The following is a 13,784-nucleotide window of genomic DNA, read 5'->3' on the forward strand; positions in this document are numbered from 1 at the left end:
TGTCCAACTCTTCAACCCATCCGTCATGCGCCCGGCGGGAATGCCATGTCCGCCCGGCTGGCGGGGACAGGCAGGGCGACACCTCCCCTCGCTACCCCCGGCCCAGCATATGGTCAACGAACTCGGCCAAGGTTCGAAAGCCGGTCATCGCCAATCCGCCCTCGTCCCCGGCCATCGTACGTGGGAGCATGGCCTTTTCGAAGCCCAGCTTGCCCGCCTCCTTCAACCGCAGCGGACCATGCGCGACCGAACGGATTTCGCCCGACAGCGCGATCTCGCCGAACACGATCGCGGTCGAGGGCACCGGACGCTCCGACAGCGCCGAAATGAGTGCGGCGGCGACCGCCAGGTCGGCGGCGGGGTCCTGCACGCGGTATCCCCCGGCGATGTTGAGATAGACCTCGGCCGAGGAGAAGCTGAGCCCGCACCGCGCCTCCAGCACCGCCAGGATCATCGCCAGCCGCCCGGAGTCCCATCCCACGACCGCCCGGCGCGGCGTCGCGCCCGAGGCCAGGCGGACGGTCAAGGCCTGGATCTCGACCAGCACGGGCCGCGTCCCTTCCAGGGCGGGGAAGACGGTCGCGCCGGTCATCCCCTCCTCGCGATTGGTCAGGAACAGCGAGGAGGGATTGCCGACCTCGGCTAGCCCCTCGGTCTGCATGGAAAAGACGCCGATCTCGTCGGTGCCGCCGAAGCGGTTCTTGATCGCGCGCAGGATGCGATATTGGTGGCTCCGCTCGCCCTCAAAGGCCAGCACGGTGTCGACCATATGTTCGAGCACGCGCGGACCCGCGATCGATCCGTCCTTGGTGACATGCCCGACAAGCACGACGGCGGTGCCGCGCTCCTTGGCGAAGCGGATCAGTTCCTGGCCCGAGGCGCGGACTTGGCTGACCGTGCCCGGCGCGCCTTCGATCAGGTCGGAATGCATGGTCTGGATCGAGTCGATGATGAGGAGCGCGGGCGGCGTGCCGATCGACAGCGTGGTCAGGATGTCGCGTACCGAGGTCGCCGCCGCCAGCCGGACGGGCGCCTGCCCCAGCCCCAGCCGCCGCGCCCGCAGCCGGACCTGATCCGCCGCCTCTTCGCCCGACACATAGGCGACCGGCCGCCCCGCCATCGCCAGCTTCGCCGCCGCCTGAAGCAGCAGCGTCGACTTGCCGATCCCCGGATCGCCGCCGATCAGCGTCGCCGACCCCTCGACAAAGCCGCCGCCGAGCGCCCGGTCGAGTTCGGCGATGCCGGTCGCCATCCGGTCGGGCAGCGGAATATCGGCATCCAGCCCGACGAGTTGGATCGCGCGTCCGCCGCCCTGCAAATTATGCTTGGCGGCAAAAGGGGTCATCTGGACCGGTGCTTCCTCCAACATGGTGTTCCATTCGGAACAATCGGGGCATTGCCCCTGCCAGCGGGAGGATACCGATCCGCAGGATTGGCAGACATAACGCTTCTGGATCTTGGCCATGACGCCCATGTAGCGCCGGCGGAACGTAAATGGAACAGAGTGCAGCATGTGCGCGGGAGTGGTCATCCGGGCGTCACCCGGCTATGGGCAGGATTCCATGACCCCAGATCAGTTTCGTGTCGCCCTGTTCAGCGGCAACTATAATTACACGCGCGACGGCGCGAACCAGAGCCTGAACCTGCTCGTCGGCCATCTGCTCGCGCGCGGAGTCGCGGTGCGCGTCTATTCGCCGACCTCTTCGACCCCGGCCTTCCCGCCGGTGGGCGATCTGGTCGACGTGCCGTCGATCCCGATGCCGCTGCGTGCCGACTATAAACTGGCGCGCGGCCTGCCCGCCAGCGTGCGCGCCGACCTGGAGGCGTTCGCGCCCAATATCGTCCATGTCTCCGCCCCCGAATTTCTGGGTCATGCGGCGGTGCGCTGGGCACGGGACAAGGGGGTCGCCTCGCTCGCATCGGTGCACACCCGGTTCGAGACCTATCCGGCCTATTACGGCCTCGGCTTTCTGGAACCGGCGATCATCCGGTTGCTCACCCGATTCTACAACAAATTCGACCGCATCGTTGCCCCCAGCCCTAGCATGGTGGCCCTGCTGCGCAGGTGGGGCGTGACGCCGCCGATGAGCATCTGGTCGCGCGGGATCGATCACGACCGTTTTCGCCCTTCGCGCCGCAGCCTGGAATGGCGGCGTTCGCTGGGCATCGGCGACGACGAGGTGGCGATCGGCTTCCTGGGTCGACTGGTCAAGGAAAAGGGCCTCGACGTCTTTGCCGAGGCGCTTGCCGAGTTACGCCGCCGGGGCGTCCCGCACAAGGTGCTGGTCGTGGGCAAGGGCCCCGCACAGGACTGGTTCGCCAAGGCGACACCCGATGCGATCTTCGCAGGCTATCAGACCGGAGACGATCTGGGCCGGGCCGTCGCGTCGATGGATATCTTCTTCAACCCCAGCGTGACCGAGACCTTCGGCAACGTCACGACCGAGGCAATGGCGGCGGGCGTGCCGGTGGTGGCGGCCAATGCCACCGGGGCGATGGACCTGGTGGTCGAGGGCGAGACCGGCCATCTGGTCGGCGCGCGCGACATCAACGGCTATGCCGACGCGCTGGAGCGGATCGCCACCGATCCCGACCTGCGCCGCCGGTACAGCGAGGCGGGCCAGGCCCGCGTAGCCGATTACCGGTGGGACAAGGTGAACGAGGCGGTGATCGACGCCTATCGCCTGCTGTTCGCCGAGCGGGTCTGACGCTCAGCCGTCGCGCCAGTCGAAGGTCAGCGGCGCCTCGCGAAAGGCGAAACGGTCGAGATGGCTCGACACCACTTCGCGCATCCGGGCCGTGTCGCCGTCTTCGGGCACGTGCAGCACGATGTCGAGCGTCTCGCTGGCCGCGCGCATCTCCAGTCGCGAGCCGTTGGGAAAGGTGATGGTGCCCTCTTCCGGGGTGAAGACGACCTCCATCTTGTGGCTCCAATGCTTGGCGAGCTGCTGGAGATAGCGGCTGGCCGACAGGGTCGGTACGCGGGTGACGGAGATGGTCATTTCAGTCGCTCCACTTTCTGGGCCAGTTCGTCGATCATGGCGGTCACCTGGTGCAGCATGTCCTGCGAAACGTCGCCGCGCCCGAACCGCTCGCCCAGCGCGACGCGCAGATTGCCCATCGCCCGCCGGATCGGTGCCGAGTCGACCCGCTCGCGATGTTTGCCGAGCGCGCTCAGCCGGGCGATCAGCGCCTCGACCTGTTCGGCATGTTCGGCAAGATGCGCAAGCCCCGTATCGGTGGCGGCGAAGCGCTTCTTGGCACCCTGGGACTGTTGTTCCTCGATGAAGCCCATTTCGTCGAGCAGCGTGATTGTCGGATAGATGACGCCCGGGCCTGGGGGCATAGGCGCCGCCGGTCAGCGCCTCGATCGCGCGGATCAGATCATAGCCGTGGCGCGGTTCATCCGCGATCAACCTGAGAAGGACGAGGCGGAGTTCGCTGCCATCGAACATGCGCGGGCGACGCCCGCCGCCGGGACGCTCGCCCCCCATGAACCAGTCGCCGCCGCGCGGCCCCCGGAACATGCCTTCCCGATCGGGCGGCCCGAAATGCCACCGGCCGCGCGAGTGGCCATCGCCATGCTCGCCCCTATGATGATGGTGTCGCATAAGTCTTCCTTGTTTCGATAGCATCAAGATATATCTTTGATCGGAAGCGTCAAGATGCTCTTCGATATATCTTCACGGAGAGGTGACGATCCCATTCCCATTTCCTACATGGAGGCATGGCCGATCTGTTCGCGGGCATGGACCCCGCCCCCTCTCCCGCCCCGCCTCCGACGAACGCGCCGCTCGCCGACCGTCTTCGCCCGGAGCGGTTGGAGGATGTCGTGGGGCAGGATCATCTGACCGGCCCCGGCGGGGCGATCGGACGGATGGTCGCTGCGGGGCGGTTGTCCTCGATGATCCTCTGGGGACCGCCGGGCACGGGCAAGACGACGATCGCACGCCTGCTCGCCGCGGCGGTGAACCTGCGCTACGCTGCGATCTCAGCGGTCTTTTCCGGCGTGGCCGATCTCAAGAAGGTATTTGCCGAGGCGCGCGAGCATGCCCGGATGGGGCAGCGCACCTTGTTGTTCGTGGACGAGATCCACCGCTTCAACCGCGCGCAGCAGGACGGCTTCCTGCCCTTTGTCGAGGACGGCACGGTCACGCTGGTCGGCGCGACCACCGAGAACCCCTCCTTCGAACTCAACGCCGCGCTGCTCAGCCGGGCACAGGTGCTGATCCTCCACCGGCTGGGACAATCCGCGCTCGAACAACTGCTGGAGCGAGCCGAGGCGGTGATGGAGCGCCCCCTGCCCCTGCTGGACGGCGCGCGCGAGGCGCTGATCGCCAGTGCCGATGGCGATGGCCGCTTCCTGCTGAACCAAGCGGAGACGCTGTTCTCGGTCGACCTCCCGGAGCCGCTCGACGCCGCCGGGTTGTCATCCTTTCTCCAGCGCCGCGTGGCCGTCTATGACAAGGATCGCGAGGGGCATTACAACCTGATCTCCGCGCTGCACAAATCGATCCGAGGGTCGGACCCGCAGGCGGCGCTCTATTATCTCGCCCGAATGCTGACCGCCGGAGAGGAGCCGCTCTACGTGCTCCGTCGGCTGACCCGTGCCGCGATCGAGGATATTGGCCTGGCCGACCCGCAGGCGCTGAGCCAGTGCCTGGCGGCCAAGGATGCCTATGAGTTTCTGGGCTCGCCGGAGGGCGAGCTGGCGATCGTGCAGGCCTGTCTCTATTGCGCGACCGCGCCCAAATCCAATGCGGCCTACAAGGCGCAGAAACAGGCTTGGCGGACCGCGAAGGAGACGGGATCGCTGATGCCGCCCGCCAATATCCTGAACGCGCCCACCAAGCTGATGAAGCAGATCGGATATGGCGCGGGCTATCAATATGACCATGACGCCGATGGCGGCTTTTCGGGGGCGAATTACTGGCCCGACGAACTGCCGCCCCAGCCCTTCTACGAACCATCCGGCCGTGGCCTGGAGAAGCGGATTGCCGAACGCATGGCCTGGTGGGACGAGCGGCGGCGCGTGCTCCAGGGCGGCGGCGATGAAGGCTGATCGATTTGCGGAATTCGTCGCGATCGACTGGTCGGGTGCGCATGGCACGGCGCATTCCGGCATCCGGATGGCCCGCTGTGGTCGTGGCGACGCCGCGCCCCGCATCGTCGCGCCGCCGGGACGGGCCTGGTCGCGGGAGGGCATTGCGGCATGGCTGATCGCCCGGCGGCATGAACCGCTGCTGGTCGGTTTCGACTTCAGCTTCTCCGCCCCCTTTGTCGAGCGGGGCGCGCATCTTCCCGGCGATCCCGCCACGCCGGACGCCCGCGCGCTCTGGGGCCCATGTCGAGCGGAGCTGCGACGATCCCGATCTGGGCGCGCGCAGCTTCCTGGAGGCGCGGCGGGGGCGGCATTTCTATCTCGGTGCCGCCGATGGGCGAAAGGCGGATTTCCTCCACTGGCGCCGCTGCGAGGTCGCGGTCGACGGCACCCGCAAACCCTCGACCGTCTATGACGCGATCGGCGCGTCGCAGGTCGCCAAGGCCAGCTTTTCGGGCATGCGCCTGCTGCATCGACTGGACGGACAGGTCGCCATCTGGCCGTTCGATCCCATGCCGCCCGCCGGCATGACGGTGGTGGAAATCTATACCACGATCGCCGCGCGCGACGCCGGGCGGCCCCGTGGGCGCAGCAAGATGCGGAGCGCCGAGACATTGGATGCGGCACTCCTGCATCTGGGCAGCCGGGCCCATGATCCCCTGGCCGTCTATGACGACCACAGCACCGACGCGATCCTGACCGCCGCGTGGCTGCGCAAGGTCGCAGCGCGACCCGACTTATGGCACCCGGCGGGTCTTACCCCGCAGATCGCGCAAACGGAGGGCTGGACCTTTGGCGTCGCTTGACGCTAGGGGGATCGGCAACGCCGGATTAGCACAGCGGTAGTGCAGCGGTTTTGTAAACCGAAGGTCGGGGGTTCGATCCCCTCATCCGGCACCACATCCCAGACCATGGGTGGCACCAAACGCCCCGCGCGGCGTTTCAGTCGCGAAATGATCAAGGTCGCGAGCTACAATATCCGCAAGGGGATCGGCGCCGACCGCCGCCGCAATCCCGACCGTATCCTCGACGTGTTGCGCGAGGTCGATGCCGACATCATCGCGTTGCAGGAAGCCGACCGTCGCTTCGGAGAGCGCGAGGGCGTGATCCCGCTCCATCTGCTCGACGAGCATAGCGCGTGGAAGCCCATCGTCTATGGCATGAAGGCGCGCTCGCTCGGCTGGCACGGCAATACGATCTTGGTGCGCAAGTCGACCGAGATCCTGGATTTCGAGGCGATCCACCTCCCCTCGCTGGAGCCGCGCGGCGCCGTCATGGCCGATCTGCGCACGACGGCGGGGGTGTTGCGGGTGGTGGGGATGCATCTCGACCTGTCGGGGCTGTGGCGGCGGCGGCAGGCGGCGGCCATCATCTCGCATCTGACGAGCTGCATCGATCGCCATCCCACGGTGATGATGGGCGACCTGAACGAGTGGACGCGCGCCGCCGGCTGCCTGCGCGACTTTACGCGGGACTTCACCCTGGCCGAGACGGGGCCGAGCTTTCATGCCCGGCGACCGATCGGGCGGCTGGACCGGATCATGGTATCGCCCGAATTGCGCATCGCCGAATGCGGCGTTCATGCCACGGCCACCTCGCGCAAGGCATCGGATCATCTGCCCATCTGGGCGATGATCGGACGGCATTGATGCGCGAGAAGGAGTTGCGGCTGGCGCTGGTCTGCTATGGCGGGATCAGCCTGGCCGTCTATATGCACGGCATCACCAAGGAAATCTGGCGGGTGGTGCGCGCCAGCCGCGCCTCGCACGAAGGCGACGCCCCCGCCTCGGCGGTCGATGCGGTCTATCACGATCTGCTGGACGAAATGGCGGCGCGCGGCGGCGTGCGGGTGCGTATCCTGGCCGACATCATCGCGGGGGCAAGCGCGGGAGGGATCAACGGCATCTTCCTGGGCCAGGCGCTGGCGACCGGCCAGTCGCTCGATCCGCTGACCGACCTCTGGCTGGAGGCGGCGGACATCGAATCGCTGATCGCGCCCGAGGCGGCGCCGACCTCGCGCTTTTCCAAGATGTGGGCGATGCCGATCGCATGGATGGCGGCGGGCCGCAGCGGCGAGAAGCTCGACCTGCTGGACGAGGAAACGCGCGAGGAGGTGCGACGCAAGGTCGGGCATCTCATCCGTTCGCGCTGGTTCGAGCCGCCCTTCGCCGCCGATGCCTTCACCGCCCGGCTGCTCGATGCGTTCGACCGGATGGCGGCGGCCCCGGCGGGCAAGCGCCTGCTTCCCCCGGGCCAGCCGCTCGACCTGTTCGTCACCGTCACCGATTTCACCGGCCAGCCCCAGCGGCTGCGGCTCCATTCGCCGGGCGAGGTGGTGGAGACCGAACATCGCATGGTGGTCGATTTCACCGACAGCGGCGGCGGCAGGTTGGCCGCCATTCCGGAACTGGTCTTCGCCGCGCGCGCGACGTCGAGCTTTCCCGGCGCATTCCCCCCCTTCACGGTCGGCGAGCTGGACCGGGTGCTCGAAAGCCGCGATCAGAGCTGGGACAGCCGCGACACCTTCCTGCGCCGAGTCCTGCCGCGCCATCATGCGGCGGGGGCGGCGGACAAGGCGGTGCTGATCGACGGCTCGGTGCTGGTCAACGCGCCCTTCCGTCCCGCCATCGATGCGCTGGGTCGTCGACCGGCCCGGCGGCAGGTGGATCGCCGCTTCGTCTATATCGATCCCTTTCCGGGCATGCATTTCCGCCTGCCCGGCGGCGGCGGCCATCCCGGCTTCTTCCAGACGATCATCGGCGCGATCAGCGAACTTCCCCGACAACAGCCCATCCGCGACAATCTGGAGGCGATCGCCGCCCGTTCGGGGCGGATCGACCGGATGCAGGCGATCGTCGCCGCGATCCGTGAAGAGGTGGAGCTGGAGATCGAGCAGCTGTTCGGCGGCACCTTCTTCCTCGACCGTCCCACCGCCGCACGGCTGGCGTCCTGGCGTGTCCGCGCCCAGGCGGCCGCCGCCGCAAAGGCCGGGTTCAGCTATGCCGCCTATGGGCATCTGAAGGTCGCCAACGTCATCGACGCGCTGACAACGCTGCTGTCCGACGCCATTGGCGACGAAGGGCCGCAACGGCGTATCCGGCTGCGCGCGACGGTCGAGCGGACAATCGCGGCGCGCAGCGTCGAGGGCGATGCCATCTCCTTCACCGGCGGCCCGAGCAACGGCGCCAAGACCTTCCTGCGCGTCTTCGACCTGGGCTATCGCATCCGGCGGCTGCGCCTGCTGGCGCGGCGGCTGACCGAGTTGGAGGCGGATCACAGCGAGGCCGAACTCGCCCCGGTGCGCGACGCGATCTACGACTCGCTTGCCGACTATCTGGAACGTCAGCATGGCAGCGCGGATGCGATAGGGGCGGACGATCTCCGCAACATGCCCGACGATGGCGCGGCGCTGCTCGACCGGATCGCGGCGCGGTTCGACCTGATCCGGCTGGATGGCGAGGCCGATGCACGGCTGGCGGCCGCCTTTGCCGGGCTGCCCCGGGTCGCTCGACGGACGCTGCTGCTGACCTATCTGGGCTTTCCCTATTTCGACGTGGCGACCCTGCCGCTGCTCCAGGGCGAGGGGCTGGACGAGTTCGATCCGATCAAGGTCGATCGCATCGCCCCCGACGATGCCACCGCGATCCGCTCGGGCGGCGCGGAGGCGACGTTGAAGGGGATCCAGTTCCTGACCTTCGGCGCGTTCTTCAGCCGCAGCTACCGCGAAAACGACTATCTGTGGGGTCGTCTGCACGGGGCGGAGCGGATGATCGACATCGCCATCTCCACCCTGCCCCCCACCATCCGGCTGAAGCCGGGCCGCGTCGCCGCGTTCAAGCGCCGTGCCTTTCTGGCGATCCTGGACGAGGAGGAGGCACGGCTGACCGCGATCGCCCCGCTGATCGCCTCGCTTCGCCAGGAGATAGGCTGACAGGCTGGTCATGCCGGACCAACGCCGCTAGACCCGCCTCGCCAAGCGATGTCCGGTGCCTGTACGGCGTTCGGACGAGAGAATGACGCGGAGAAGCGCATGCAGTTCCTGAAAATGCTGTTCTGGTGCCTGCTGGCCTTTCTGGCCGCGGCCTTCACGATCGGGAACTGGACGACTGTGCCGATCCGGCTGGTCGGCGGGCTGGTGGCCGACGTCAACCTGCCGCTTCTCCTGTTCCTGACCTTCCTGATGGGGCTGGTCCCGACGCTGATCTGGCAGCATGCGGCACGCTGGCGTCTTCGCCAGCGGCTGAGCGCGGCCGAGCGTTCGCTGGCCGCCGTCTCGGCGGAGACCGACGCCTATGCCGCCACCGGCCCGGTCGCCGCCCAGCCCATCGCCACCCCCCAGCCCATGGTCTGATCCCTTTATGAGCAACCGCATCTTCGTCGCGATCGACACCCCTGACCTCGCCCGTGCCCAGGCGCTGGCGAACAAGGTCCGCCACCATGTCGGCGGGCTGAAGCTGGGGCTGGAATTCTTCTGCGCGCACGGCGCGGGGGGCGTGCGCGAGATGGCGCATATCGGGCTGCCCATCTTCCTCGACCTGAAGCTGCACGACATTCCCAACACCGTCGCCAAGGCGGTCCAGTCGCTGGGGCCGCTCGCCCCGGCGATCCTGACCGTCCATGCCAGCGGCGGCCGCGCGATGCTGGAGGATGCCAAGGCCGCCGCACCGACCGGCACCAAGGTGGTGGCGGTGACGATGCTGACCAGCCTCGACGCCAATGACCTGTCGGATACCGGCGTCACTGGCTCGCCCGCCGATCATGTCCGGCGCCTCGCCGATCTGGCCGCCGAGTCCGGGGTGGACGGCATCGTCTGTTCGGGTGCCGAGGTCGCGGCGGTGCGTAAGGCCTGGCCCAAGGGCTTCTTCGTGGTGCCGGGCGTCCGTCCGGCGGATGGTCCCGTCGGCGACCAGAAGCGCGTGGTGACCCCGCGCGCCGCGCTGGACGCGGGGGCCTCGATCCTGGTCATCGGCCGCCCGATCACCCAGGCCGAAGACCCCGACGCCGCCGCGCGGGCGATCGCCGCGACGCTTTGACGATATTCGCGACAGTCCTCTCTTTTCGGAGCTGGCCATGACGACCACTGCCAAGATCTGCGGACTGACGACCCCCGCCACGCTCGACGCCGCGCTGGGCGGCGGGGCGAGCCATGTCGGCTTCGTGTTCTTTCCCGCTTCTCCGCGCCACCTGACCTTCGACGTCGCGGCGGGACTGGCGGGGCGGGTCCCGGGCCATGTCCAGCGTGTCGGCGTCTTTGTCGATCCCGACGACCAACTGCTGGAGGCCGCGGTGCGCGCCGGAATGCTCGACGCGATCCAGCTTCACCGCACCGCCCCCGCGCGGGTGGCGGCGATCCGGTCGAAATTCGACCGCGAGGTCTGGGCCGCGGTTGCCATCAAGGTTCGCGCCGATGTCGACAAGGTCCGCGACTATGCCGGAGCGGCCACGCGTATCCTGTACGATGCCAAGACGCCTGACGACGCATCGCTACCGGGCGGCATGGGGCTGCGCTTCGACTGGAGCCTGCTCGACGGGGTGCGCCATCCGCTCCGCTGGGCACTGTCGGGCGGGCTGGACGCGGACAATGTGGGCGAGGCTATCCGCCGGACCGGCGCGCCGCTGGTCGATATATCCTCCGGCGTCGAGAGCGCGCCCGGCGTCAAGGATATGGACAAGATCGCGACGTTCCTTAAAGCCGTTGCGACAAATCAGTGACAGGATCGTTTGCAGGGGTCGCCTTTGCAAACGCCCAAGGGAAACGAGATGAACGCCCCCAATTCCTTCCGTGCGCAGCCCGACGAGCGCGGCCATTTCGGTGATTTCGGCGGGCGCTATGTCGCCGAGACGCTGATGCCGCTGATCCTCGACCTGGAACGCGAATATCGCGCGGCGCAGGTCGACCCGGCCTTCAAGGCCGAGTTCGACGACCTGATGACCCATTATGTCGGTCGCCCCAGCCCGATGTACTATGCCGAGCGCATGACCGAGACGCTGCGCGCCAGCGCGCCCGAGGGCAAGGGGCCGAAGGTCTATTTCAAGCGCGAGGAACTGAACCACACCGGCGCGCACAAGATCAACAACTGCATCGGCCAGATCCTGCTCGCCAAGCGCATGGGCAAGACGCGGATCATCGCCGAGACGGGCGCGGGGCAGCATGGCGTGGCGACCGCCACGGTGGCGGCGCGCTTCGGCCTACCCTGCACCATCTTCATGGGCGCGCGCGATATCGAGCGTCAGGCACCCAACGTCTTCCGCATGAAGCTGCTCGGCGCCGAGGTCCGCCCGGTGACCTCGGGTGCGCAGACGCTGAAGGACGCAATGAACGAGGCGCTGCGCGACTGGGTCGCCAATGTCCACGACACCTTCTACATCATCGGCACCGCCGCAGGGCCGCATCCCTATCCGGAGATGGTCCGCGACTTCCAGGCGGTGATCGGCACCGAGTCGAAGGCGCAGATTCTCGAAGCCGAAGGACGGCTGCCCGACCTGCTGATCGCCGCGGTCGGCGGCGGGTCGAACGCCATCGGCCTGTTCCACCCCTTCCTCGACGATCCCGAGGTCGCGATGCTGGGCATCGAGGCGGCCGGACACGGCCTGAACACCACCCAGCACGCTGCCAGCCTGACCGGCGGCAAGCCGGGTATCCTGCACGGCAACAAGACCTATCTGCTGCAGGACGAGGACGGCCAGATCGCCGAGGCGCATTCGATCTCGGCCGGGCTCGACTATCCGGGTATCGGGCCCGAGCATAGCTGGCTGAACGACACGGGCCGGGTCGTCTATGAGGGCGTGACCGACACCGAGGCGCTCGACGCGTTCCAGCTGTGCTGCAAGGTCGAGGGGATCATCCCCGCACTGGAATGCAGCCACGCGCTGGTCGGTCTGATCCGCCGTGCGCCGCTGATGAACCGCGACCAGATCGTGCTGGTCAATATCTCGGGCCGGGGGGACAAGGACATCTTCACCGTGGCCGAAGCGCTGGGAGCCAAGATGTGAGCCGGATCGCCGACACCTTCGCCCGCTGCGGTGCGGCGGGGCGCGCCGCGCTCGTCTGTTTCGTGACCGCCGGCGATCCCACCCCCGCCGACACCGCCGCGATCCTCGACGCGCTGGTCGAGGGCGGCGCGGACCTGATCGAGCTGGGCATGCCCTTCACCGATCCGATGGCCGACGGCCCCGCGATCCAGAAGGCGAATATCCGCAGCCTGGGGGCAGGCACCCGCACTGCCGACGTGCTGGCGATCGCCAGCGCCTTTCGCGCGCGCCATGCCGAGGTGCCGCTGGTCCTGATGGGCTATGCCAATCCGATGACGGTGCGCGGCCCCGAATGGTTCGCGCAGGCCGCAGCTGGCGCAGGCGTGGACGGCGTGATCTGCGTCGACGTACCCGCCGAGGAGGACGACGCGCTGGGCGTCGCCTTGCGGGACAAGGGCATCGCCTCGATCCGGCTGGCGACCCCGACCAGCGACGCCGTGCGGTTGCCGACGATTTTGACGGGTGCCGATGGTTTCCTCTATTATGTCTCCGTCGCGGGCATCACCGGCCAGCAGCAGGCGGCGCAATCCTCGATCGAGGATGCGGTCGCCCGGCTGAAGGCGGCGACGTACCTGCCGGTCGCGGTGGGTTTCGGCGTCCGTACGCCCGACCAGGCGGCCGCGATCGGCCGGGTCGCCGACGGCGTGGTCGTCGGCTCCGCCATCGTGGATCTGGTCGGCGAACATGGCGCGGCGGCGCCCGCCCCGGTCCGCGCCTATATTGAAACTCTGTCGTCGGCGATCGCCGACGCGCGCAAGGAACTCGCATGAGCTGGCTCAACAGCGTCCGCAACGTCATCCCCTTCGTCGCCAAGCGGGAGACGCCCGACAATCTCTGGCACAAGTGCAAGGGGTGCGGGCAGATGGTCTTCACCAAGGAGCTGGAAGACAATCTGAACGTCTGCCCGAAATGCGATCATCACGACCGCATCGGGCCGAAGGCGCGTTTCCGGCACCTGTTCGACGAGGGCAGCTGCGCCGAGCTGTCGCCGCCCAAGGTACCCGAGGATCCGCTGAAGTTCCGCGACTCCAAGCGCTATACCGACCGCCTGAAGGTCGCGCGCGCCAATAACGGCGACGCCGACGCGCTGGTCAATGCGCGCGGCACGATCCTGGGTAACAAGGTCGTGGTCGGCGTGCAGGACTTCGCCTTCATGGGCGGCTCGATGGGCCTGGCCGTGGGTGAGGCGTTCGTGCGCGGGGTCGAGGCGGCGATCGCCGACAACTGCCCCTATGTGATCTTCACCGCCTCGGGCGGCGCGCGGATGCAGGAGGGTATCCTCAGCCTGATGCAGATGCCGCGCACCACGGTCGCCATCCAGATGCTGCACGATGCGGGCCTGCCCTATATCGTCGTGCTGACCGACCCGACCTCGGGTGGTGTGATGGCCGCCTATGCGATGCTGGGCGACGTCCAGATCGCCGAGCCCAAGGCGACTTTGGCGTTCACCGGCCGCCGCGTGATCGAGAGCACGATCCGCGAAAAGCTGCCCGACGATTTCCAGACTTCGGAATATTATCTGGATCACGGCATGCTCGACATGGTCGTCCATCGCCACGACCTGCGCGAGCGGCTGGCGACGGTCATCGGCTATCTGACCGCCTCGCGTCAGGCCGCCTGACATCCCGATTGCGAAGCGTCGCCTTTTCGC

Annotated in this window: 14 protein-coding genes, 1 tRNA gene and 1 pseudogene; 13 read left to right on the forward strand and 3 right to left on the reverse strand. The window is 67.8% G+C overall.

Going from position 1 to position 13,784, the window contains the following annotated elements; all coding sequences use genetic code 11:
- Positions 1-91 precede the first annotated feature (91 nt).
- Positions 92-1,465: a DNA repair protein RadA gene (radA, locus tag QE363_RS11900; protein ID WP_307104521.1), complete on the reverse strand. Its 1,374-nt coding sequence runs from the start codon at positions 1,463-1,465 to the stop codon at positions 92-94.
- Positions 1,466-1,562: 97 nt separating this feature from the next.
- On the opposite strand from radA, the gene QE363_RS11905 reads away from it, so the two are divergent.
- Entirely contained in the window at positions 1,563-2,708 is a 1,146-nt protein-coding gene (locus QE363_RS11905) for a glycosyltransferase family 1 protein (protein ID WP_309695481.1), read from the forward strand.
- A 3-nt stretch (positions 2,709-2,711) separates the two neighbouring features.
- Here QE363_RS11905 and QE363_RS11910 read toward each other — a convergent pair whose 3' ends face one another.
- Together QE363_RS11910 and QE363_RS11915 are read right to left on the reverse strand one after the other, a co-directional pair.
- Positions 2,712-3,002, reverse strand: a complete 291-nt coding sequence (locus tag QE363_RS11910) for a DUF2218 domain-containing protein (protein WP_307098813.1) — start codon at positions 3,000-3,002, stop codon at positions 2,712-2,714.
- Positions 2,999-3,346: a PadR family transcriptional regulator gene (locus QE363_RS11915; RefSeq protein ID WP_405053181.1), complete on the reverse strand. Its 348-nt coding sequence runs from the start codon at positions 3,344-3,346 to the stop codon at positions 2,999-3,001. Before QE363_RS11915 ends, QE363_RS11910 begins: the two co-directional genes overlap by 4 nt.
- 46 nt (positions 3,347-3,392) lie before the next feature.
- Between QE363_RS11915 and QE363_RS11920 the strand changes: the two genes are divergently transcribed.
- The 12 genes and pseudogenes from QE363_RS11920 to accD all read left to right on the forward strand — a co-directional run bounded on the left by QE363_RS11920 (position 3,393) and on the right by accD (position 13,754).
- Positions 3,393-3,632 carry a hypothetical protein gene (locus QE363_RS11920; RefSeq protein ID WP_309698255.1) on the forward strand — a complete coding sequence of 80 codons (240 nt, stop codon included), beginning with the start codon at positions 3,393-3,395 and terminating at the stop codon, positions 3,630-3,632.
- A gap of 95 nt (positions 3,633-3,727) precedes the next feature.
- Positions 3,728-5,062, forward strand: coding sequence for a replication-associated recombination protein A (locus QE363_RS11925; RefSeq protein ID WP_309695484.1), 1,335 nt, complete (start codon positions 3,728-3,730; stop codon positions 5,060-5,062).
- Positions 5,052-5,907: pseudogene (locus QE363_RS11930) on the forward strand (hypothetical protein). The gene QE363_RS11925 and the pseudogene QE363_RS11930 overlap by 11 nt, the downstream one beginning before the upstream one ends.
- Before the next feature lie 19 nt (positions 5,908-5,926).
- Positions 5,927-6,001: transfer RNA gene (locus QE363_RS11935), tRNA-Thr, on the forward strand.
- A gap of 53 nt (positions 6,002-6,054) precedes the next feature.
- Positions 6,055-6,750 carry an endonuclease/exonuclease/phosphatase family protein gene (locus QE363_RS11940; RefSeq protein ID WP_309695486.1) on the forward strand — a complete coding sequence of 232 codons (696 nt, stop codon included), beginning with the start codon at positions 6,055-6,057 and terminating at the stop codon, positions 6,748-6,750.
- Positions 6,750-9,032 (forward strand): patatin-like protein, encoded by a 2,283-nt coding sequence (locus QE363_RS11945; RefSeq protein ID WP_309695488.1) that lies wholly within the window; start codon positions 6,750-6,752, stop codon positions 9,030-9,032. Before QE363_RS11940 ends, QE363_RS11945 begins: the two co-directional genes overlap by 1 nt.
- A 99-nt stretch (positions 9,033-9,131) precedes the next feature.
- Entirely contained in the window at positions 9,132-9,452 is a 321-nt protein-coding gene (locus QE363_RS11950; RefSeq protein ID WP_307098822.1) for a hypothetical protein, read from the forward strand.
- A gap of 7 nt (positions 9,453-9,459) precedes the next feature.
- Positions 9,460-10,134 (forward strand): orotidine-5'-phosphate decarboxylase, encoded by a 675-nt coding sequence (gene pyrF, locus QE363_RS11955; protein WP_309695499.1) that lies wholly within the window; start codon positions 9,460-9,462, stop codon positions 10,132-10,134.
- Between the two features lie 37 nt (positions 10,135-10,171).
- Positions 10,172-10,813 carry a phosphoribosylanthranilate isomerase gene (locus QE363_RS11960; protein WP_309695501.1) on the forward strand — a complete coding sequence of 214 codons (642 nt, stop codon included), beginning with the start codon at positions 10,172-10,174 and terminating at the stop codon, positions 10,811-10,813.
- 48 nt (positions 10,814-10,861) lie between these two features.
- Positions 10,862-12,094, forward strand: a complete 1,233-nt coding sequence (trpB, locus tag QE363_RS11965; protein WP_309695503.1) for a tryptophan synthase subunit beta — start codon at positions 10,862-10,864, stop codon at positions 12,092-12,094.
- Positions 12,091-12,903 carry a tryptophan synthase subunit alpha gene (gene trpA / locus QE363_RS11970; RefSeq protein ID WP_309695505.1) on the forward strand — a complete coding sequence of 271 codons (813 nt, stop codon included), beginning with the start codon at positions 12,091-12,093 and terminating at the stop codon, positions 12,901-12,903. Before trpB ends, trpA begins: the two co-directional genes overlap by 4 nt.
- The gene (accD, locus tag QE363_RS11975) at positions 12,900-13,754 is read left to right on the forward strand and encodes an acetyl-CoA carboxylase, carboxyltransferase subunit beta (protein WP_309695507.1); all 855 of its coding nucleotides are present in this window, start codon (positions 12,900-12,902) and stop codon (positions 13,752-13,754) included. Before trpA ends, accD begins: the two co-directional genes overlap by 4 nt.
- Positions 13,755-13,784 lie beyond the last annotated feature (30 nt).

The sequence above is a fragment of the Sphingomonas sp. SORGH_AS_0870 genome, assembly GCF_031453175.1.
GTDB lineage: Bacteria > Pseudomonadota > Alphaproteobacteria > Sphingomonadales > Sphingomonadaceae > Sphingomonas.